Source organism: Pseudomonas sp. fls2-241-R2A-110, assembly GCF_030209165.1.
In the GTDB taxonomy this organism is placed as follows: domain Bacteria; phylum Pseudomonadota; class Gammaproteobacteria; order Pseudomonadales; family Pseudomonadaceae; genus Aquipseudomonas.
This window is the reverse complement of the sequence record NZ_JARVSN010000017.1, coordinates 111,963-130,960: the sequence shown is the minus strand read 5'-3', so window position 1 is coordinate 130,960 and position 18,998 is coordinate 111,963. Positions and strand designations below refer to the sequence as shown.

20 protein-coding genes are annotated in these 18,998 nt (G+C 60.4%); 5 read left to right on the top strand and 15 right to left on the bottom strand.

Going from position 1 to position 18,998, the window contains the following annotated elements; all coding sequences use genetic code 11:
• Window positions 1-22 precede the first annotated feature (22 nt).
• The 9 genes from QRN31_RS13260 to QRN31_RS13220 all read right to left on the bottom strand — a co-directional run bounded on the left by QRN31_RS13260 (window position 23) and on the right by QRN31_RS13220 (window position 9,448).
• Complete coding sequence (locus QRN31_RS13260; protein WP_090179469.1) at window positions 23-1,180, bottom strand: D-alanyl-D-alanine carboxypeptidase family protein; 1,158 nt, start codon at window positions 1,178-1,180, stop codon at window positions 23-25.
• A gap of 182 nt (window positions 1,181-1,362) precedes the next feature.
• Complete coding sequence (locus QRN31_RS13255; RefSeq protein ID WP_222588605.1) at window positions 1,363-2,373, bottom strand: septal ring lytic transglycosylase RlpA family protein; 1,011 nt, start codon at window positions 2,371-2,373, stop codon at window positions 1,363-1,365.
• Window positions 2,373-3,383, bottom strand: coding sequence for a lytic murein transglycosylase B (mltB, locus tag QRN31_RS13250; RefSeq protein ID WP_285432465.1), 1,011 nt, complete (start codon window positions 3,381-3,383; stop codon window positions 2,373-2,375). The genes QRN31_RS13255 and mltB overlap by 1 nt, the downstream gene beginning before the upstream one ends.
• A 17-nt stretch (window positions 3,384-3,400) precedes the next feature.
• Window positions 3,401-4,504, bottom strand: a complete 1,104-nt coding sequence (rodA, locus tag QRN31_RS13245; RefSeq protein ID WP_222590297.1) for a rod shape-determining protein RodA — start codon at window positions 4,502-4,504, stop codon at window positions 3,401-3,403.
• Window positions 4,505-4,535: 31 nt separating this feature from the next.
• Complete coding sequence (gene mrdA / locus QRN31_RS13240; RefSeq protein WP_208671306.1) at window positions 4,536-6,431, bottom strand: penicillin-binding protein 2; 1,896 nt, start codon at window positions 6,429-6,431, stop codon at window positions 4,536-4,538.
• Between the two features lie 10 nt (window positions 6,432-6,441).
• Entirely contained in the window at window positions 6,442-6,909 is a 468-nt protein-coding gene (rlmH, locus tag QRN31_RS13235) for a 23S rRNA (pseudouridine(1915)-N(3))-methyltransferase RlmH (protein WP_007937439.1), read from the bottom strand.
• 9 nt (window positions 6,910-6,918) lie between these two features.
• Window positions 6,919-7,413 (bottom strand): ribosome silencing factor, encoded by a 495-nt coding sequence (gene rsfS / locus QRN31_RS13230; RefSeq protein WP_090179458.1) that lies wholly within the window; start codon window positions 7,411-7,413, stop codon window positions 6,919-6,921.
• 72 nt (window positions 7,414-7,485) lie between these two features.
• Complete coding sequence (nadD, locus tag QRN31_RS13225) at window positions 7,486-8,175, bottom strand: nicotinate-nucleotide adenylyltransferase (RefSeq protein ID WP_285432461.1); 690 nt, start codon at window positions 8,173-8,175, stop codon at window positions 7,486-7,488.
• A 1-nt stretch (window position 8,176) separates the two neighbouring features.
• Window positions 8,177-9,448 carry a glutamate-5-semialdehyde dehydrogenase gene (locus tag QRN31_RS13220; protein WP_285432459.1) on the bottom strand — a complete coding sequence of 424 codons (1,272 nt, stop codon included), beginning with the start codon at window positions 9,446-9,448 and terminating at the stop codon, window positions 8,177-8,179.
• Window positions 9,449-9,637: 189 nt separating this feature from the next.
• On the opposite strand from QRN31_RS13220, the gene QRN31_RS13215 reads away from it, so the two are divergent.
• Together QRN31_RS13215 and QRN31_RS13210 are read left to right on the top strand one after the other, a co-directional pair.
• The gene (locus tag QRN31_RS13215) at window positions 9,638-10,336 is read left to right on the top strand and encodes a DNA-3-methyladenine glycosylase (RefSeq protein WP_285432458.1); all 699 of its coding nucleotides are present in this window, start codon (window positions 9,638-9,640) and stop codon (window positions 10,334-10,336) included.
• A gap of 187 nt (window positions 10,337-10,523) precedes the next feature.
• Entirely contained in the window at window positions 10,524-11,840 is a 1,317-nt protein-coding gene (locus tag QRN31_RS13210; protein WP_285432457.1) for a bifunctional DedA family/phosphatase PAP2 family protein, read from the top strand.
• On the opposite strand, the gene QRN31_RS13205 is transcribed toward QRN31_RS13210, so the two are convergent.
• The 3 genes from QRN31_RS13205 to QRN31_RS13195 are packed head-to-tail and all read right to left on the bottom strand — an operon-like array spanning window position 11,841 to window position 13,517.
• Window positions 11,841-12,431: an LON peptidase substrate-binding domain-containing protein gene (locus QRN31_RS13205; RefSeq protein WP_054616727.1), complete on the bottom strand. Its 591-nt coding sequence runs from the start codon at window positions 12,429-12,431 to the stop codon at window positions 11,841-11,843. It abuts the gene before it with no gap.
• 10 nt (window positions 12,432-12,441) lie between these two features.
• Window positions 12,442-13,158: an LrgB family protein gene (locus QRN31_RS13200; protein ID WP_285432455.1), complete on the bottom strand. Its 717-nt coding sequence runs from the start codon at window positions 13,156-13,158 to the stop codon at window positions 12,442-12,444.
• Window positions 13,155-13,517 carry a CidA/LrgA family protein gene (locus QRN31_RS13195; protein WP_285432454.1) on the bottom strand — a complete coding sequence of 121 codons (363 nt, stop codon included), beginning with the start codon at window positions 13,515-13,517 and terminating at the stop codon, window positions 13,155-13,157. The genes QRN31_RS13200 and QRN31_RS13195 overlap by 4 nt, the downstream gene beginning before the upstream one ends.
• 195 nt (window positions 13,518-13,712) lie before the next feature.
• Between QRN31_RS13195 and QRN31_RS13190 the strand changes: the two genes are divergently transcribed.
• The 3 genes from QRN31_RS13190 (at window position 13,713) to QRN31_RS13180 (ending at window position 16,660) form a co-directional block, all read left to right on the top strand.
• Window positions 13,713-14,168, top strand: coding sequence for a MaoC family dehydratase (locus tag QRN31_RS13190; protein ID WP_208671299.1), 456 nt, complete (start codon window positions 13,713-13,715; stop codon window positions 14,166-14,168).
• Between the two features lie 104 nt (window positions 14,169-14,272).
• Complete coding sequence (locus QRN31_RS13185) at window positions 14,273-15,991, top strand: C13 family peptidase (RefSeq protein ID WP_285432452.1); 1,719 nt, start codon at window positions 14,273-14,275, stop codon at window positions 15,989-15,991.
• A gap of 27 nt (window positions 15,992-16,018) precedes the next feature.
• Complete coding sequence (locus QRN31_RS13180) at window positions 16,019-16,660, top strand: oxidoreductase (RefSeq protein WP_208671297.1); 642 nt, start codon at window positions 16,019-16,021, stop codon at window positions 16,658-16,660.
• A gap of 44 nt (window positions 16,661-16,704) precedes the next feature.
• Here the strand turns inward: QRN31_RS13180 and QRN31_RS13175 are convergent, their stop codons facing one another.
• Genes QRN31_RS13175 through mpl form a run of 3 tightly spaced genes read right to left on the bottom strand, consistent with a single transcriptional unit; the run spans window position 16,705 to window position 18,960 of the window.
• The gene (locus tag QRN31_RS13175; RefSeq protein ID WP_285432450.1) at window positions 16,705-16,989 is read right to left on the bottom strand and encodes a YceK/YidQ family lipoprotein; all 285 of its coding nucleotides are present in this window, start codon (window positions 16,987-16,989) and stop codon (window positions 16,705-16,707) included.
• Complete coding sequence (gene ubiX, locus QRN31_RS13170; RefSeq protein ID WP_222588615.1) at window positions 16,982-17,614, bottom strand: flavin prenyltransferase UbiX; 633 nt, start codon at window positions 17,612-17,614, stop codon at window positions 16,982-16,984. Before ubiX ends, QRN31_RS13175 begins: the two co-directional genes overlap by 8 nt.
• Window positions 17,611-18,960, bottom strand: a complete 1,350-nt coding sequence (mpl, locus tag QRN31_RS13165; RefSeq protein WP_259156132.1) for a UDP-N-acetylmuramate:L-alanyl-gamma-D-glutamyl-meso-diaminopimelate ligase — start codon at window positions 18,958-18,960, stop codon at window positions 17,611-17,613. The genes ubiX and mpl overlap by 4 nt, the downstream gene beginning before the upstream one ends.
• Window positions 18,961-18,998: the final 38 nt, after the last annotated feature.

Here is an 18,998-nt window from a genome sequence, read left to right as displayed (position 1 = left end):
GGGGCTTTGCAGGTGCACACTATCAGTTGAACAAGCCGTAGAAGAATAGACGGATGCTATCCCACATGCGACGGAAGATACCACCCTCCTCGACAGCGTCCAGGGCGATCAGGTCGGCGCTGTGCACCACCTTGTCGTCCAGTTTCACTTCGACTTTACCGATCACGTCGCCCTTGGCGATTGGCGCAACCAGTTGCGGGTTCATGGTCATGCTGGCGGCGAGCTTTTTCAGCTGGCCTTTTGGCAGGGTCATGGTCAGGTCTTCAGCCAGGCCGGCCTTGACTTGATTGGTGCTGCCCTTCCAGACAGGTGCCTGAGCCAGCTCGGCGCCTTTCTGATAGAAGGTCTGGGTTTCGAAGAAACGGAAACCGTAGGTCAGCAACTTCTGGGTTTCGGAGGCGCGAGCCACTTCGCTGTTGGTGCCGAACACCACGGCAATCAGGCGCATGCCGTCACGTACAGCCGAAGACACCATGCAATAGCCCGCTTCGTCGGTGTGACCGGTTTTCAGACCGTCGACCGTCTTGTCGCGCCACAGCAGCAGGTTGCGGTTAGGTTGCTTGATGCCGTTCCAGAAGAACTCTTTCTGCGAGTAGATCGCATAGTGAGCCGGGTCTTCGTGGATGATCGCGCGAGCCAGCACAGCCATGTCGTGAGCCGACGAGTAGTGCTCAGGGTTCGGCAGACCGGTCGGGTTCATGAAGTGGGTGTTGGTCATGCCCAGGTCGGCCACGGTTTTGTTCATCAGGTCAGCGAAGGCGTCTTCGCTGCCGGCGATGTGCTCGGAAAGCGCAACGCTGGCGTCGTTACCCGACTGAATGATGATGCCGTGCAGCAGGTCGCTGACAGTAACCTGCGAGCCGACCTTGATGAACATCCGGGAACCGCCGGTACGCCAGGCGTTTTCGCTGACAGTCACCGGATCGTTTTCGCCGATCTGGCCACGACGGATTTCCAGCGTCGCGATGTACGCGGTCATCAGCTTGGTCAGGCTGGCCGGAGGCAGACGCTGATCACCATTGTTCTCGACCAGCACGTTGCCGCTGCTGGCATCCATGAGCACATAGGCTTTAGCAGCCAATTGTGGTGGTGATGGCATCATCTCGACCGCGAAAGCGGCGGGCGAGAGGAGTAGCGGGACTAGCAGGAACAGGCGTTTGGCAAAGGTGGTGATGTTCATCCGTCTCTCGAAATCGCTAATGGAAACTGCCCAAAGGCAAAACTAATCAGATGACCTTCTAACGGGCCATCGCGTGTTCAGTTGCTCAACTCAGTAACCCTTGCCGGGCTTTTGTTCTTCACGAGCCAACAACCCGGTTCGCCCCCCAAACCGCAAGCGAACCATCAATCAAGTACTACGTCTTACTCGGCGGTGACCAGGCTCGGCGAACCGAGATTGGCCAGACGCACACTATTCTGCACCTGCTGGATTTCACCCGGCGAACCGATCGGCCCCAGACGCACCCGATGCAACGTCTGTTGATTGCGCACGATCGAGCTGATGAACACCGGAGCGCTCACCATCCCGCTTAGCTTCGATCTCAGGAGTTCTGCAGCGTCCGGGTTGGCGAACGCGCCCACCTGCAGATACTGGCCAGAGGCTGGTACAGAAGCGTTTTTTTTTGCATCAAGCTGAACGGGCACAACAGCCGCAGCGTGTTGCTGCGGCGGTGGCGTCCATTGCTCGACGGTACCGGCCGATGCGGTAATCGTCGGCGCGGCATTTTGCGCTACTTGGGGCTCGTTGAGCATCAAAGGCGCCGGACGGCCCTTCTGTGCCCACCACTGTTGCGGATCGATGCCCTCAACCTTGACCCGCGCCGTACCTATTTCGGCATAACCAAGCTTCTTGGCGGCAGCGTAGGACAAGTCGATGATCCGGTCGGAGTAGAACGGCCCACGGTCATTGACCCGCAGGATCACGCTCTTGTTGTTGTCCAGGTTGGTCACCCGAACGTAACTCGGCAGTGGCAAAGTCTTGTGCGCGGCGCTCATGCCGTACAGGTCATACACCTCGCCGTTGGCGGTGTTCTGGCCGTGAAACTTGGTGCCGTACCACGACGCCGTGCCCGAGGCGACATAGGTCTTGGAGTCTTGAAGCGGGAAGTAGGTCTTGCCCAGCACCGTATACGGGTTGGCCTTGTAAGGACCGGAGTGCAGGGTCGGTGTGGCATCCGGGATGCGCGACACGTCGACGTCCCACCACGGCGCGCCATCCTTGTGAGCCCGGTTGATGTCCAGGCCCGGCATGGCGCGGACGGCGGTCGAAGACTTTTGCGTCGGCGCGCGACTGGTCGAACAACTGGCGAGCAGCACCGCCAATGCAGCGAATGCCATCAGCTTCAGGGGTTTATTCATAGGCAATGCCCGCATTACTTGACGCCCCGTGCTTGGACAAGCTGTTCAGACAGTTGATGTACAGCCATGGCGTACATCACGCTGCGGTTATAACGCGTGATTGCGTAAAAATTCTTCAGGCCCATCCAGTATTCGGCGCCATTATCGCCTTCCAGACGGAAAGCCGTAACCGGCATATCATCACGCAGCGCATCATGACTCGACCAGCCCAAGGCTCGCAACTCCCCGACCGTTTTAGTCGGCTCGATGCCCGTCGTCAAACCTTCGTCGACCTGCTCGCCACGAACATCGGCGCGACTGACCACCGGTTCGCCGGCGACCCACCCGTGAAGCTTGAAGTAACTGGCGACGCTGCCGATGGCATCGTCCGGATTGGTCCAGATATTAATGTGCCCATCACCGTCGAAGTCCACTGCATAAGCGCGGAAGCTGCTCGGCATGAACTGCGGCAAGCCCATTGCCCCGGCGTAGGAGCCTTTGAGGGTCAATGGATCGACCTGTTCTTCCCGGGCCAGCAACAGGAACTCACGCAATTCCTTGCGGAAGAATTCGGCACGAGGAGGATAGTCGAAACCCAGGGTCGACAAGGCATCGATCACCCGGAAATTTCCGGTATTGCGACCGAAAAAGGTCTCAACGCCAATAATCGAAACGATGACCTGGGCCGGCACACCGTATTCCTTCTCGGCACGCGCCAATACGGCCTCATGTTGACGCCAGAAGTCCACGCCACGGGCGATGCGCGCGTCGGTGATGAACATCGGGCGGTATTCGTTCCACTGCTTGACGCGTTCGGCGGGTTTCGAGATCGCATCAAGAATCGACTGCTTGCGCTCGGCTTCGCGGAACACGCCCATCAGCTGTTCACCGGCAAAACCGTAGTCGCGGGTCATTTCACCGACGAATTCGGCCACCTGGGGTGAGCCTTCGTAATCGCCGGCCAGCGCGTCCTGCGCCGTGCCAAGGATGCTTACCAGGCCGACCCACGGCGCGTATCGAGTCGCCCAGCCATGCACTACTTGCATTGAAATCTTCACCTTATTCAAACCTGTGCGATCCACTTACGATGGGTATGGATCGACATCAAAACCCCAAACGCTGACAGTAGCGTCACCAGCGAAGTTCCCCCGTAGCTAATGAACGGCAACGGAACCCCCACAACCGGTAACAGGCCACTGACCATACCGATGTTGACGAAAACGTAAACAAAAAACGTCATGGTCAAGCTGCCCGCGAGCAATTTGCCGAACAATGTCTGGGCCTGGGCGGTAATGACCAGCCCACGACCGATCAACAAGAGATAAATCAGCAGCAGTGCGCAAATGCCCACCAGGCCGAACTCTTCGCCCAACACCGCAATAATGAAGTCGGTGTGGCTTTCAGGCAGGAAGTCCAGGTGCGACTGGGTGCCGAGCAGCCAGCCCTTGCCGAATACACCGCCGGAGCCGATGGCGGCCTTGGACTGAATGATGTTCCAGCCAGTGCCCAGCGGATCACTTTCCGGGTCGAGGAACGTCAGGATTCGCTGCTTCTGGTAGTCGTGCATGATGAAAAACCACATCGCCACGGCTACCGGCACCGCAGCGGCAATCACGCTGAGGATCCAGCGCCAGCGCAAACCACCCATGAACAGGACGAAAGCGCCGCCGGCCAGGATCAGCAGCGAGGTGCCGAGGTCGGGCTGACGCACGATGAGAATAAAGGGCAGGCCGATCAGAAACAGACTGACGGCAACATGCTTGAGCTGCGGCGGCAGCGTGCGCTTGGACAGGTACCAGGCGATGGTTGCCGGCATCAGGATCTTCATGAATTCCGAAGGCTGAAAGCGGATCACCCCCGGGATGTTGATCCAGCGCGTGGCGCCCATGGCGTTGTGGCCCATGACATCCACCACCACCAGCAACAGCACGCCGAGTACATAGCCGATCGGCACCCAGCGAGCCATGAAACGCGGTTCGAACTGAGCGATAACGATCATCGACACCAGCCCGATGCCGAACGAGGTGGCTTGCTTGGCCAGCAAATCCCAGCTCTTGCCACTGGCCGAATACAGCACGAACAGGCTGCCGGCCGCGAGGGTCAGCAGCAGAATCAACAACGGGCCATCGATGTGCAGACGCTGCAACAGCGTGGCACGGCGACGCATCACATCCTCACTGGAGAGCATGCGATCAAAATTATTCATCACTGGCTGTAGCCTCCGCACTGATAGGGCTGGCGTATTCGGCTTTCAGTCGGCCGTCCTGGTCCAGGAGCCAGGCGTCCATGACTTGACGCACCACAGGTGCCGCGACGCCGGAACCGGACTCGCCGTTCTCGACCATCACTGACACCACGATTTGCGGGTTGTCGGCTGGCGCGAAACCGACGAACAAGGCGTGGTCGCGATGGCGCTCCTGAACCTTGGAACGGTCGTACTTCTCGCCCTGCTTGATCGCGACCACCTGGGCCGTACCACTTTTACCGGCGATGCGGTATTGCGCGCCGATCGATGCCTTGCGCGCGGTCCCCCGGGCGCCATGCATCACTTGCTGCATGCCGTGGTTGACCTTGGTCCAGTCGGACGGGTCACGCAAAATGATGTCCGGCATCGGATTTTCATCCTTGGGCTTCACGCCTTCGACGGTCTTGGCCAGGTGCGGACGGTTCCAGACACCTTTGTTGGCGACCAGCGCCGTCGCCTGGGCCAGTTGCAGCGGCGTTGACTGCATGTAGCCCTGACCAATCCCCAGAATCAGCGTTTCGCCCGGGAACCAGGCTTGACGGCGGGTCGCGCGTTTCCACTCGCGAGACGGCATCAACCCCGGCGATTCTTCGAACATGTCCAAAGACACCTTCTGGCCGATACCGAACTTACCCAGGTACGCCGACAATCGATCGATCCCCAGCTTGTGGGCCAGGTCATAGAAGTAGGTGTCGTTGGAACGCATGATGGCCGTGTCCAGGTCGACGTAGCCGTCACCGGTACGGTTCCAGTTGCGGTATTTGTGATCGTAGTTGGGCAGCATGTAGTAACCGGGATCGAAAACCCGGGTCGATGCCGTCACCACACCCGAATCCAGACCGGCGATGGCCACCGCTGGCTTGATGGTCGAACCCGGCGGGTACAGACCACGCAACACGCGGTTGAACAGCGGGCGGTCGATGGAATCGCGCAGCTCGGAATAGGCTTTGAAGCTGATGCCGGTAACAAACAGGTTCGGATCGAAGCTCGGCTGGCTGACCATCGCCAACACTTCGCCGGTTTTCGGGTCCAGCGCAACGACAGCGCCACGGCGCCCGCCGAGCGCGGCTTCGGCGGCTTCCTGCAATTTGATGTCCAGGCTCAGGACAATGTCCTTGCCGGGAATCGGATCGGTACGCTTGAGCACGCGCAATACGCGGCCCCGAGCGTTGGTTTCGACTTCTTCGTACCCCACCTGACCGTGCAGCTCGGGCTCGTAGAAGCGCTCGATGCCGGTTTTACCAATTTGATGGGTGCCGCTGTAACTCACCGGATCGAGCGACTTCAGCTCTTTCTCGTTGATCCGGCCCATGTACCCCACCGAGTGCGCAAAGTGCGCGCCCTGCGGATAGTGCCGAACCAGTTGCGCAACCACTTCCACGCCAGGCAGACGGAACTGATTGACCGCAATCCGGGCGATCTGCTCTTCGGTCAGCTCGAACAGGATCGGCACCGGCTCGAACGGCCGACGCCCCTGACGCATGCGCTTCTCGAAGATCACCCGGTCCTCGGGCGTCAGTTCCAGCACTTCGACAATCACATCGAGCACTTGCTGCCAGTCGCCGGAACGCTCGCGGGTCATGCTCAGGCTGAAGCTGGGCCGGTTGTCGGCCACCACTACACCATTGCGGTCGAAAATCAGCCCGCGCGTCGGCGGAATCGGCTGCACGTGGACACGGTTGTTTTCCGACAGAGTCGAGTGGTATTCGTACTGAATCACCTGGAGGAAATACAGTCGCGCGATCAGCACACAGATCAGCGTCACCACCGCAATTGCCCCGAACACGACGCGGCCACGCACCAGACGGGCGTCTTTTTCGTGGTCCTTGATGCGGATCGGCTGGGACATGAGGGCAGAACTACTTGTGGTAAGGGTGGCCGGACAGCACTGTCCAGGCACGATACAGCTGTTCGCCGATCAGAATCCGCACCAGCGGGTGCGGCAACGTCAACGGCGATAACGACCAGCGCTGATCAGCTCGCGCACAGACTTCCGGCGCCAGCCCTTCGGGGCCGCCGACCATGAAGTTGACCGTGCGCGAATCCAGCCGCCAGCGATCGAGTTCGACCGCCAGTTGCTCGGTGCTCCAGGGCTTGCCGTGGACTTCGAGGGTCACAACGCGCTCGTTCGGCCCGACCTTGGCCAGCATGGCTTCGCCTTCCTGACGGATAAAGCGCGCCACGTCGGCGTTCTTGCCACGGGTATTGAGCGGTATTTCCACCAGTTCCAGCGCCAGCTCGGACGGAAGGCGCTTGGCATACTCATGCCAGCCTTCTTCCACCCATTTGGGCATGCGGGAACCGACGGCGATCAGTCGCAGTCGCACAGCGGTCCCTTATTGCTGGTCTTTGTTGAGCTTGATGAAGTGCTCATGGGTGTTTTCCGGGCTGTGGTGAGCAGCGTTCAGAGCGCGGCTCTGTTCAGCACCGGACCACAGGCGCTCCAGGTCGTAAAACTGACGGGCCGAAGCGGTCATCATGTGCACGATGACATCGTCCATATCCAGCAGGACCCAGTCGCTGTCGCCCTTGCCTTCTTCACCCAGCGGCTTGACGCCTTGGGCTTTGACGGCTTCGCGAACCTTGTCCAGCATCGCGCCGATCTGGCGGTTGGAGGTACCGGTAGCGATGATCATGAAGTCAGTGATGCTCTGCTTTTCACGAACGTCGATGACCTGGATGTCCTGGGCCTTGACGTCTTCCAGGGCAGCCACGGCAACCTTGACCAGTTCTTCACCGCGCAGCTCCGGCCCGGTTGGAGCCTCTACTGGCAGCGGAGCGCTCTTGAATGTGCCTTTGCGCTTTACTTTAGTTACGTCTTTGTCAGTCATATAAAACTCGTTTTGCTCGTATGTTCGGGCGCTTCACTGCACGTCATTGCGTGCCTGGAAGCATGCCTCTTTTCAGTTCGACGCACGGTAGAGACCGTGCGCATCGATGTAGGCCAGGACCGCGTCGGGCACCAGGAAACGTACCGACTTACCGCTGGCCAGCAGTTGACGGATCTGGGTGGCGGATACCGCGAGCGGTGTCTGCCAGACGAATGCAATCTGTCCGCTCGGCCCTTTGAGGGCCAGCGGGTCGCTCACCGAGCGTGCCGCCAACAGATTGCGCAAGGCATCCGGCGGTTCGCTGTCGGCATCCGGGCGTTGCAGCACCAGGATGTGGCAATGCTGGAGCAACTCTTCCCAGCGATGCCAAGTGGGCAGGCCGCAAAATGCGTCCCAGCCCAAAAGTAGAAAAACCTGGTCAGAGGCGGCCATTTCGGCACGCATCAGTTCCAGGGTATCGATAGTGTAGGACGGTTTGTCGCGCTGTAACTCCCGCGCGTCCACCACCAACGGCGCCACACCGGCCACCGCGCACTCGACCATTGCCAGCCGGTCCTGCGCCGACACCTGTGGCGTACCGCGGTGAGGCGGCCTGGCACTCGGCGTCAGGCGTAATTCATCCAGCGCCAGCGATTCGGCGACTTCCAGCGCACCGCGCAAATGGCCGATGTGCACCGGGTCGAAAGTCCCGCCCAGTACGCCAATGCGGCGAGGTTGTGGCTCGCCGGCGGTCACTTGGGCTGTCGGGTCAAGGTCGGCCAACTCAGACCGACGCCTGACCGCGTAACTGACCATCACCGACCACGATGTACTTCTCGCAGGTCAGCCCCTCGAGGCCCACCGGGCCGCGGGCGTGCAGCTTATCAGTAGAAATGCCAATCTCGGCACCCAATCCGTATTCAAAGCCATCGGCGAAACAGGTCGGCGTATTGATCATCACCGACGAGGAATCGACTTGCGCCACAAAACGCCGGGTGTCTGCGAGGTTTTCGCTGACGATAGAGTCGGTGTGATGGGAGCCGTACTTGTTAATGTGTTCGATGGCCTGGTCCAGTCCGTCGACCACGCGGATCGACAGAATCGGCGCCAGGTATTCGGTGGTCCAGTCTTCTTCAGCGGCCACCGCTGCGTCGATGATCGCTCGCGTGCGTTCGCAACCGCGCAGCTCGACGCCTTTTTCGCGGAACTGTGCAGCCATCGATGGCAGAAAATCCTTGGCAACGGCCTGATCCACCAGCAGCGTTTCCATCGCGCCGCAGATGCCATAACGGTAAGTCTTGGCGTTGAAGGCAATGCGCTGGGCTTTGGGCAGATCGGCGTGGGCACTGACAAACACGTGGCAGATGCCGTCCAGGTGCTTGATCACCGGCACGCGGGCATCGCGACTGACCCGCTCGATCAGGCCTCGGCCACCACGGGGCACGATCACGTCGACGTATTCGGGCATGGTGATCAGCGCGCCAACGGCGGCGCGATCAGTGGTTTCGACCACTTGCACCACGGCGGCCGGAAGCTCGGCCTCGGCCAGGCCACGCTGGATGCAGGCGGCGATGGCACGGTTGGAATGAATGGCCTCGGAACCGCCGCGCAGAATGGTTGCGTTACCGGACTTCAGGCACAGGCTGGCAGCGTCGATCGTCACATTCGGCCGGGATTCGTAGATGATCCCGATCACGCCCAACGGCACGCGCATCTTGCCAACCTGAATGCCCGACGGACGGAAGCTCATGTCGCGGATCGCACCGACCGGGTCCGGCAATGCCGCCACCTGACGCAAGCCGACGATCATGCCGTCGATGCGCTCCGGGGTCAGCGCCAGGCGCTCAAGCAATGCCGGCTCAAGACCACTGGCACGACCAGCGGCCAAATCCAGCTCATTGGCAGCCGTCAGCTCGGCGCGTGCAGCATCCAGCGCATTGGCAGCTGCCTGCAGCGCGCGGTTCTTTTGCGCAGTGCTGGCACAGCCAATGACGCGAGAGGCCTCGCGGGCAGCGCGACCCAGGCGGGTCATGTAGTCAAGAACGGACTCAGTCATGGTCTGGAGTGGTCTTTGCTAAGGTCTTGGTAAAGAGTAAAGCGGCAGATTATAGCTGTCGCGTCCCTCGACTAACAGCGGTGACGGGCGGATGGTCGAAATGGAGGGCAATTTGCCGACGTTCAGCCGTGATTAAGCCGCAAATTGTTATCATCGCCGCTCAATCAGCCCTGAATAATGCCGTTCATTATGTCAAACCTGACTGTTAGCACGTCCGTCGCGCCCCTTCCCACAGGGCTCCCGGACGCCTTTTTCGACAGAGACGCCCAAACGCTGGCCCGGGATTTACTGGGCAAAATCATCCGCCACCGGGTCGGCGACCTGTGGCTCAGTGCTCGCATCATCGAGACCGAAGCCTATTACTGCGAAGAAAAAGGCAGCCACGCGTCCCTTGGCTACACAGAAAAGCGTAAGGCTTTGTTTCTGGATGGCGGCCACATCTATATGTATTACGCCCGTGGTGGCGACTCCCTGAACTTCAGCGCCAAAGGTCCCGGCAACGCGGTATTGATCAAATCCGCCTATCCATGGGTCGATGAATTGAGCGGGCCGGCGAGTCTGGCGCAGATGCTGCTGAACAATCCTGATGCACAAGGAAGGCCTCGCCCCTCGCAAAAGCTGTGCGCCGGACAGACATTGCTTTGCAAATCGCTAGGCCTGAAGGTGCCGGTCTGGGACGCCAAACGCTTCGATCATGAAGTGCTGCTGGTGGAAAATGTCGGCCCGGCACCGGTTCACATCATCCAGACCACGCGCCTGGGCATCCCCCAAGGACGTGATGAGCATTTGATGTATCGCTTCATCGATGCGGCTTACGCGCCGTATTGCACGCGCAACCCGCTGCGACGGGGGCAGGTTGAAGGTCGCGATTATTTTTTTCTGACTTAACGGGCCCGGACCCTAGGTAAACCGGAATCCCTGTGGGAGCGGGCCTGCCCGCGATGGGGTCGCATGGGTCGATATTGATATCGACCGTCCTGACTCCATCGCGGCAAGCCCGCTCCCACAGGGATTCGTGACATTTTGAAGATTCGTCCTTTTCGGGGCCAACTGAACATTCAATGGAGTTGTTTTTATGGGCCCATGGCTCGATAGCGTGACCGGTTGGTTGGCGGCTAACCCGCAATGGCTGGCTGCGGCAGTGTTCATAGTGGCCTTTGTGGAGTGCCTGGCGATTGCCGGGTTGATCGTGCCTGGCACGGTCTTGCTGTTTGCCGTAGCGGTACTAGCCGGCAGCGGAGCACTGTCATTGAGCGAAACGCTATTGCTCGGGTTCGTCGCCGGGGTGCTGGGCGATGTCGTCTCGTACTTCATCGGTCGACATTTCCACCAGAACATCCGGCGCCTGCCAGGGTTGCGTCATCACCCGGAATGGATCGCCGGCGCCGAGTCGTATTTCCAGCGCTACGGTATTGCCAGTCTGCTGGTCGGCCGCTTTATCGGCCCGCTACGGCCGATGCTGCCAATGGTCGCCGGGATGTTCGACATGCCCTTCCCGCGCTTCGCCGCCGTCAGTCTGCTGGCCGCCGCGGGCTGGAGCGTTGCCTACCTGCTGCCCGGCTGGGCCACGGGCGCGGCCATCCGCCTGCCATTGCCGGACGGATTCTGGCCCGAGGCCGGGATCGTCGCGGGCAGCATCGCCGTCATGGTGGGCTTGAGCATTACCAGCAGCATGCGTCGCCATCGCAAGGCAACGCTGCTGATTAGCGGCATGAGCTTTCTGATTCTGCTGGGACTGTTCATCGGCTACCCGCACCTTACTGCGCTCGATCAAGGCGTGATGACCCTGGTGCAGGAACACCGAAGCCCGATGCTCGATGAAGTGGCCGTCACCTTCACGCTGATCGGCGAGTTCCGCAACATGCTGGTGTTCAGCGTCCTGCTGACCGGTTTGCTGCTGCTCACCCGGCAATGGCGCCAGGCAATCTTCGCTGGCGGCACCCTGCTCTTCACCGCCCTGGGCAATACGTTCACCAAACAGTTTTTCGCCCGCATCCGCCCGGAAGTGCTAAGCGATCCGCTCACCAGCTACAGCATGCCCAGCGGTCACGCCTCGGGGTCATTCGCCTTGTTCCTGACCCTCGCCGTGCTGGCCGGTCGCGGCCAACCGCCGCGCATGCGCCTGACGTGGCTGCTGCTCGGCTGCTTGCCGGCGCTGGCGATTTCCCTTTCCCGGGTGTATCTGGGGGCGCATTGGCCAACGGATGTGCTGGCCGGCGCAATGCTGGCGGCGTGCGTATGCGCGGCGAGCCTGTGGCTGAGCCAGCGCCAGACGCCGCTCAACCCGATGCCATCCAAAGTCTGGTGGCTTGTATTGCCTCCAATGGTGGCACTGTTCGGGTTCTTTGCGTTGCGGCATTTGCCGACTGCGATGTTGCGGTATGCCTACTGATCAGGCGAACAACTCACCCTGCAACTCATCGAGCAGCGCCTGGATTGCATCCAGTCGCTGCTGCGGGTCATCGAGTTGCAGCAGGTCGATCTTGTCCACTTCGGCGAACGGCAGCAGATACGCCAGTTGATTGGCCAACGACTGTTGTCCGGTCGCTTCAGTCCCCATGTTCAGCGCCTCGACCATTGGGTGTTCGGCGAGCGCCTTGAGCAGCGCCACCAGGTCGGCATCTTCGTCCTGCAACGGTTGCTCAGGCTCATCTTCCAGCCACTCGACGTCAGCGATGGTCAAATGATCGCGCTGCACCTCAGAGCGCAACACGTGAAAACGCCGTCCGCCCTGCACCCGGATGCCCAGCAGGCCATTGTCCTGTTGCTTGAAATCGGTGATCAGCGCCTCACACCCCACCAACGCGTAACCCGCCGGCGCTATGCCGACTTCTTCGCCGTCGAGGATGCACACCACACCGAAGCCACTGCCCTGTTTCATGCAGCGACTGATCATGTCCAGGTAGCGCGCCTCGAATATCTGCAAGTCGAGGATGCAACCAGGAAACAACACCGTGTTCAGCGGAAAAAGCGGCAAGCTCATAGACAATTCCTTACACCACCATCGACACCGCCAACGGCAGGAACACCGCCGTGGCCACGCCCATCAGACTCATCGCCAGCGCCGCGAAGGCGCCGCATTCTTCACTTTCCTGCAAAGCCACCGACGTGCCGACGGCGTGGGCGGTCATGCCCAGTGCCATGCCGCGCGCCTCAGGGCTGAGCACACCGAGCCGGGTCAACAGGCTCGGGCCGAAGATCGCACCGATCACGCCGGTGATCAACACGAACACCGCCGCCAACGCCGCGACGCCACCAATCTGCTCGGCCACCAGCATCGCAATGGGCGAGGTCACTGACTTGGGCGCCATGGTCATGAGGATCATGTGTTCGGCGCCAAACCACCAGCCCAGCAACACGCCCATGCCCGTGGCGACCACGCCGCCTATCACCAGCGTAGTAAATATCGGCCAGAACAACTGCCGAATCCGCCGCAGATTAAGGTAAAGCGGCACCGCGAGCGCCACCGTCGCCGGCCCGAGCAGAATGCTGAGGATCTCGGTGCTCTTGCGGTACTCAACGAAGGTGATGCCAGACACCGTCAGCACGCCAATCACCAACAGCATGGACACCAGCACCGGCTGCAGAAAAATCCAGCGGGTTTTCTCGAATGCCGCCAGCACCACCTGATAAGCGCCCAATGTAATACCAATGCCGAACAACGGATGATGAATCACCGAGTCCAGGGCACCGTGCCAGTCGAGGATCATGAATTATCTCCACGATGGGCATGACGCTTGACCATGCGCTGCATCAGCACCCCGGCAAACGCCATGGACAGCACCAGCGACAACACCAGTGCGCCGACGATGGCCCAGAAGTCCGCGGCGATGTCCTTGGCGTACACCATGACGCCCACGGCGGGTGGCACCAGCAGCAACGGCAAATAGCGCAGCAGACTGCTGGCTGCCAGGTTCAAAGGCTCACCGACTTGCCCGCGTGAAATCAGGTACACCAGCAACAGCAGCAGGCCGATAATCGGCCCGGGCAGCACCGGTAAAAACAAATGATTGAGGGCTGTCCCCATCAATTGGAACAACACCAGCCAGGTCAGGCCACGTAACAACATCCCGCATCTCCACACGCTTTCCCCACAAAAAGGGGCCGGGCATTATAAGCACGTCAACGCTATGGATCGGCATTCGCCAAAAGCATGGTCAGTTGACCGGAGCAAATTGCCATGTTGATCTAAAGTGGTTCGCAGGGAGGTCAAATCCCCCCACCCGAAAAACTAAAAAACCGATGAAACACAAGGAGAGTCTCAATGCCCTATGTTCCCGTTGCAGAGCTCAAAGATTATGTCGGCAAGGAACTTGGACGTTCCGAATGGCTCACCATCGATCAGGAGCGCATCAACCTGTTCGCAGAAGCCACAGGCGATTATCAGTTCATCCACGTCGACCCGGTCAAAGCCGCGCAAACGCCATTTGGCAGCACGATCGCCCACGGATTCCTGTCGCTGTCGCTGATTCCGAAACTGATGGAAGACATCCTGGTCCTGCCTGAAGGGGTCAAGATGGTGGTCAACTATGGCCTGGACAGCGTACGTTTCATCCAGCCGGTGAAGGTCAACTCCAGGGTTCGGCTCAAAGTCGACATGAACGAGGTCACCGAGAAAAAACCCGGCCAATGGCTGCTCAAAGCCACCGCCACGCTTGAGATCGAAGGGTCGGACAAACCGGCGTATATTGCCGAGCCGCTGTCCCTCTGTTTCGTCTGATACATGCCTGATTGCGAAACAGCTAACGCTGTTTCGCGCCGCGTCTCTATATATACGACACATAGCTGCGGCATACTCGGTCGCCTAATTGCCCGGATCCCGCTATGCGCTCACTCGCCCTCCTTGCTTTGACCCTGTTGCTTACCGCTTGCGGAGATGGCGAATCGCTGTTGCCCCCTGATGCCCGCTTGCCGGACGGTGGGCGCTATCGCGGCGATCTGGTCAATGGCTTGCTGCAAGGCCAGGGCCGCGTCGACTACCCGAACGGCAGCTGGTATGCAGGCGAATTCGACAAAGGCCAATGGCATGGCCAAGGCGAATGGCATGGCAGCAACGGCGAGGTTTATCGCGGGCAATTCAACCAGGGGCTATTCGACGGCCAAGGCACGCTGACCACCAACGGCAGCAGTTACTCCGGGGGATTCAAACTCGGGCGCCGCGACGGTGAAGGCACGCTCAAAGAAAACGGCATGACCTATCGCGGTGAATTCAAGGCCGATCAGTATTCAGGGCTCGGTCGTCTCGAACTCGAAGACGGCAGCTCCTACCAGGGCCAATTCGCCAACGGCAAACCCAACGGTGAAGGCCAGCGTGGCGATGCCAGCGGCAATCAGTTCACCGGACACTTCGTCAACGGGCAACTGGAAGGCAACGGCACCTTCAATAGCGCTGACGGTGACATCTACGTCGGCGGTTTCAAGAACAATCAACTGAACGGCAAGGGCCGCTACGAAAATGCCGACGGCGATGTCTGGCTGGGTCAGTTCAAGGAAGGCTCGCTGAACGGCAAGGGCGAGCTGATCGGCGCCGATGCCAGTCATTACGTCGGCCAGTTCAGCGACTGGCGCTTCAGCGGCGAGGGCCGTTTGAACCTCCCCGACGGCAGCTTCTACATCGGCCAGTTCGATACAGATGCCTATTCGGGTCGCGGCACGCTGGTGCTGACAGATGGCACGGTACAAAGCGGTACGTGGGCCAATGGTCAACGTGTGCGCGATGCCGATGGCAAATTGTTGCCCGACAGCCTGGAGCTCGGCTTGCTGGCCCAGGGCCGCTTGCTCGACGATGCACTGACCAAAGTGCCGGCTTCCACGCCAGCCGTCGAGCTGTACACCTTGACCGTGGGCGGTGACGGCAAGCAGAGCGTTTTCCTGCGCGAGTCCGATTACGTCAGCAACATGCTAAACAGCCGCTTCGGCGCTTTCGGCCAGATCCGCCTGGTCAACCATCGCGATCACCTTGTAGACCGGCCGATGGCCACCCGGGAAAACCTGCGGCGCGCGGCACTGACCCTCGCCGAACGCAGCGGTCCGGAAGATTTGATCTTCATCTACCTGACCAGCCACGGCACCAGCGAACATGAGCTGGTACTCGACCAGCCGCGTATGGAGCTGGCCGATTTGCCGGCCGACGAACTGGCCGCGGTGCTTGCCCCCCTGAAGAATCGCGACAAGATCATCGTCATCTCGGCCTGCTACTCCGGCGGCTTCCTCCCTGCCCTCAAGGACGAACGTACGCTGATCATGACCGCCTCGCGGGCCGACCGCGTGTCCTTCGGCTGCTCGGAAGAAGCCAACTTCACCTACTTCGGCGACGCGCTGTTCGCCCAGGCGTTGAACCAGACCGACGACCTCGAGCAAGCCTTCAAACTGGCCAAGGCCACGGTGGCCGAGCGCGAACTGGCTGACAACTTCGAAGCCTCTGAACCGCAGATCTGGGCACCGAAAACCGTCCTCTCCCACTGGCAGCTCTTGCGCAAGCAGCAGGCACGAAAAGCTTTGCAAAGTGTCTCTATAAGCAGCAGGGATGCAAACAGCAACTAAGCTGAACAGTATCAAGGGGGAAACACTATGTACTTGACGCCTCAGCATGTATTGCTTGCCGGTGCTACCGGGCTGACCGGTGAACATTTGCTTGATCGCTTGCTCAATGAGCCAACGATATCAAGGGTACTGGCCCCCTCACGCAGGCCATTGGCCGAGCATCCTCATCTGGAAAACCCGGTCGGCGACCCGGCGGTGTTTTTGCCGCAACTCAACGGTCGCGTCGACATTGCCTACTGCTGCCTTGGCACCACGATCAAGCAGGCCGGCTCCGAACAAGCCTTCCGCGCGGTCGATCTGGACATGGTGGTAGCGTTCGCCAAGCGTGCGCGGGAAATGGGCGCACGGCACCTGATCGTGATCAGTGCCTTGGGGGCCGATCGCAGGTCGCCTGTTTTCTACAATCGGGTCAAAGGCGAGATGGAATACGCGTTGATCGCACAGAATTGGCCACAACTGACCATCTGTCGGCCTTCATTGCTGCTGGGCGATCGCCTGGAACCGCGCATGGCGGAGCAAATTGCCGGACCGTTGTCGCGACTTATCCCCGGCAAATATCGCGGCATCGAGGCCTGCCAATTGGCGCGGGCGATGTGGCGGCTGGCGCTGGAAGAGCAGGATGGCGTGCGGATCGTCGAGTCGGATGAGCTGCGTAAACTCGGCAAATAATGCCCCACAAGGATCGTTCCCAAGCAGAGCGTGGGAACGATCAGCTAGAGACCGCCAGTTGCCTGGAAGCTGACGCCGATCACCGTCAGCACAGACAACGGCAGCAACAGCGTATCGAGCAATGCGCTGGCCGGCAGGTCGACACCGGGATAGCTCGGTGCTTCGGCGCCAAACCGGTCCTTCGCGCAGCAACCGCCGTTCATCGCATACAAATCCAGACGCGTGCCCGAGTACACCACGGGCGCCCCGGGTTTGGCCGCATCGAGGGTGCGCGCCGTGGCGCAACCCGTCAGTTGCAACACCAGCACCATGATCAGCAGCTTATTCATCGCTGCTCAAATGGTGTTCCCCCCAGCGCGGCAGCATGTCTTGCGGGATGTTCAGCAGATTGAGAATCCTCGCCACCACAAAGTCGATCAAGTCATCGATGGTCTGTGGCTGATGATAGAAGCCTGGCGAGGCCGGCAAAATCGTCACCCCCATGTTCGACAACTTGAGCATGTGCTCCAGATGAATGCTCGAATACGGTGCCTCACGCGGCACCAGAATCAGCTGGCGGCGCTCCTTCAGCGTGACGTCGGCCGCCCGCTCGATCAAGTTGTTGCAGGCGCCGGTCGCAATCGCCGACAGCGTCCCGGTCGAGCACGGCACCACCACCATCGCCGCTGGCGCACCGGAGCCCGATGCCACCGGCGACATCCAGTCTTCCTTGCCGTACACCTTGATCTGCCCGGCGGCGGCGCCGGTGTATTCGGTCAGGAAAGCCTGCATCGTCTGCGGTTTGGCGGGCAGCGTGACGTCGGTTTCGGTGGCCATCACCAGTTGCGCAGCCTTGGAGATCAGGAAATGCACCTCGCGGTCTTCGCGGATCAGGCAGTCAAGCAGGCGTAAACCGTACTGGGCGCCCGAAGCACCCGTCATCGCCAGTGTGATGCGTTCCGGGCCGCTGTTCATTTGAGTGCCTCGGCGAGCTTGCCGTGCAGGCCGCCAAAGCCGCCGTTGCTCATGATGACCACGTGGGTGCCAGGTTGGGCCTGGGACTTCACGCGTTCGATGATGCCTTCCAACGAATCGCTGACTATCGACGGCACGGTGCACAACGCAGCGGTCGCGCCCAGGTCCCAGCCGAGGTTGGCCGGGGCGTACCAGATCACCTGATCGGCATCGACCACGCTTTCCGGTAAGCCGTCGCGGTGCGCGCCAAGCTTCATGGAATTGGAGCGCGGCTCAATGATCGCAATCAACGGCGCATCACCGATGCGCTTGCGCAGGCCGTCCAGGGTCGTGGCGATGGCAGTCGGGTGGTGAGCGAAGTCGTCGTAGATGGTGATACCGCGAACTTCGGCGACTTTTTCCATCCGGCGCTTCACGCTTTTGAAGGCGCTCAACGCAGCGATGCCCATCGACGGCACGACACCGACGTGGCGGGCCGCAGCCAAGGTGGCCAAGGCATTGGCGACGTTATGCTGGCCGGTCATGTCCCACTCGACCACGCCTTGGGCGACGCCTTCGAACATCACTTCAAACTTGGAACCGTCTTCGCTGAGCAGTTTGACCTGCCACTGACCGCCGGCGCCGGTGGTTTGCACCGGTGTCCAGCAGCCCATCTCGATGACGCGCTGCAAAGCGGGCTCGGTCGTCGGGTGGATCACCAGGCCTTCGCTCGGGATGGTCCGAACCAAATGGTGGAACTGGCGCTCGATGGCCGGCAGATCGGGGAAGATGTCGGCATGATCGTATTCGAGGTTGTTCAGGATCGCCGTACGTGGGCGGTAGTGAACAAATTTCGAGCGCTTGTCGAAAAACGCGCTGTCGTACTCGTCGGCTTCGATGACGAAGAACGGCGTATCGCCCAAGCGGGCCGACACCGAGAAATTCTGCGGCACGCCGCCAATCAGGAAGCCCGGGCTCATGCCCGCGTGCTCCAGGACCCAGGCGAGCATGCTGCTGGTGGTGGTTTTGCCGTGGGTGCCGGCGACGGCCAGGACCCAGCGACCTTGCAGCACGTGATCCGCCAGCCATTGCGGGCCGGAGACGTAAGGCAGGCCTTTGTTCAACACGTATTCCACGGCCGGGTTGCCGCGGGACATTGCGTTGCCGATCACCACCAGATCCGGTGCCGGATCGAGTTGAGCGGGATCGTAGCCTTGGGTCAACTCAATGCCCTGCGCTTCAAGCTGAGTGCTCATCGGCGGATAGACGTTGGCATCGGAGCCCGTCACGTGATGACCCAGCTCTTTGGCCAGAACCGCCATCGAACCCATGAAAGTGCCGCAGATACCAAGAATATGAATGTGCATTAGTCGACCTCGTAAAACATGGCCGCAGGTTAGCGTAG

Bases quoted from the DNA above. Each gene is read 5' to 3' on its own strand.
- mrdA (WP_208671306.1), bottom strand. From the start codon at position 6,431: ATGTCCCAGCCGATCCGCATCAAGGACCACGAAAAAGACGCCCGTCTG.
- QRN31_RS13190 (WP_208671299.1), top strand. From the start codon at position 13,713: ATGCCCTATGTTCCCGTTGCAGAGCTCAAAGATTATGTCGGCAAGGAA.
- QRN31_RS13195 (WP_285432454.1), bottom strand. From the start codon at position 13,517: ATGTTGTTACGTGGCCTGACCTGGCTGGTGTTGTTCCAATTGATGGGG.
- rsfS (WP_090179458.1), bottom strand. From the start codon at position 7,413: ATGACTGACAAAGACGTAACTAAAGTAAAGCGCAAAGGCACATTCAAG.
- QRN31_RS13220 (WP_285432459.1), bottom strand. From the start codon at position 9,448: ATGACTGAGTCCGTTCTTGACTACATGACCCGCCTGGGTCGCGCTGCC.
- QRN31_RS13185 (WP_285432452.1), top strand. From the start codon at position 14,273: ATGCGCTCACTCGCCCTCCTTGCTTTGACCCTGTTGCTTACCGCTTGC.
- QRN31_RS13255 (WP_222588605.1), bottom strand. From the start codon at position 2,373: ATGCGGGCATTGCCTATGAATAAACCCCTGAAGCTGATGGCATTCGCT.
- rodA (WP_222590297.1), bottom strand. From the start codon at position 4,504: ATGCGTCGCCGTGCCACGCTGTTGCAGCGTCTGCACATCGATGGCCCG.
- QRN31_RS13205 (WP_054616727.1), bottom strand. From the start codon at position 12,431: ATGAGCTTGCCGCTTTTTCCGCTGAACACGGTGTTGTTTCCTGGTTGC.
- QRN31_RS13210 (WP_285432457.1), top strand. From the start codon at position 10,524: ATGGGCCCATGGCTCGATAGCGTGACCGGTTGGTTGGCGGCTAACCCG.
- QRN31_RS13215 (WP_285432458.1), top strand. From the start codon at position 9,638: ATGTCAAACCTGACTGTTAGCACGTCCGTCGCGCCCCTTCCCACAGGG.
- mltB (WP_285432465.1), bottom strand. From the start codon at position 3,383: ATGCAAGTAGTGCATGGCTGGGCGACTCGATACGCGCCGTGGGTCGGC.
- QRN31_RS13200 (WP_285432455.1), bottom strand. From the start codon at position 13,158: ATGATCCTCGACTGGCACGGTGCCCTGGACTCGGTGATTCATCATCCG.
- QRN31_RS13260 (WP_090179469.1), bottom strand. From the start codon at position 1,180: ATGAACATCACCACCTTTGCCAAACGCCTGTTCCTGCTAGTCCCGCTA.
- mpl (WP_259156132.1), bottom strand. From the start codon at position 18,960: ATGCACATTCATATTCTTGGTATCTGCGGCACTTTCATGGGTTCGATG.
- QRN31_RS13180 (WP_208671297.1), top strand. From the start codon at position 16,019: ATGTACTTGACGCCTCAGCATGTATTGCTTGCCGGTGCTACCGGGCTG.
- ubiX (WP_222588615.1), bottom strand. From the start codon at position 17,614: ATGAACAGCGGCCCGGAACGCATCACACTGGCGATGACGGGTGCTTCG.
- QRN31_RS13175 (WP_285432450.1), bottom strand. From the start codon at position 16,989: ATGAATAAGCTGCTGATCATGGTGCTGGTGTTGCAACTGACGGGTTGC.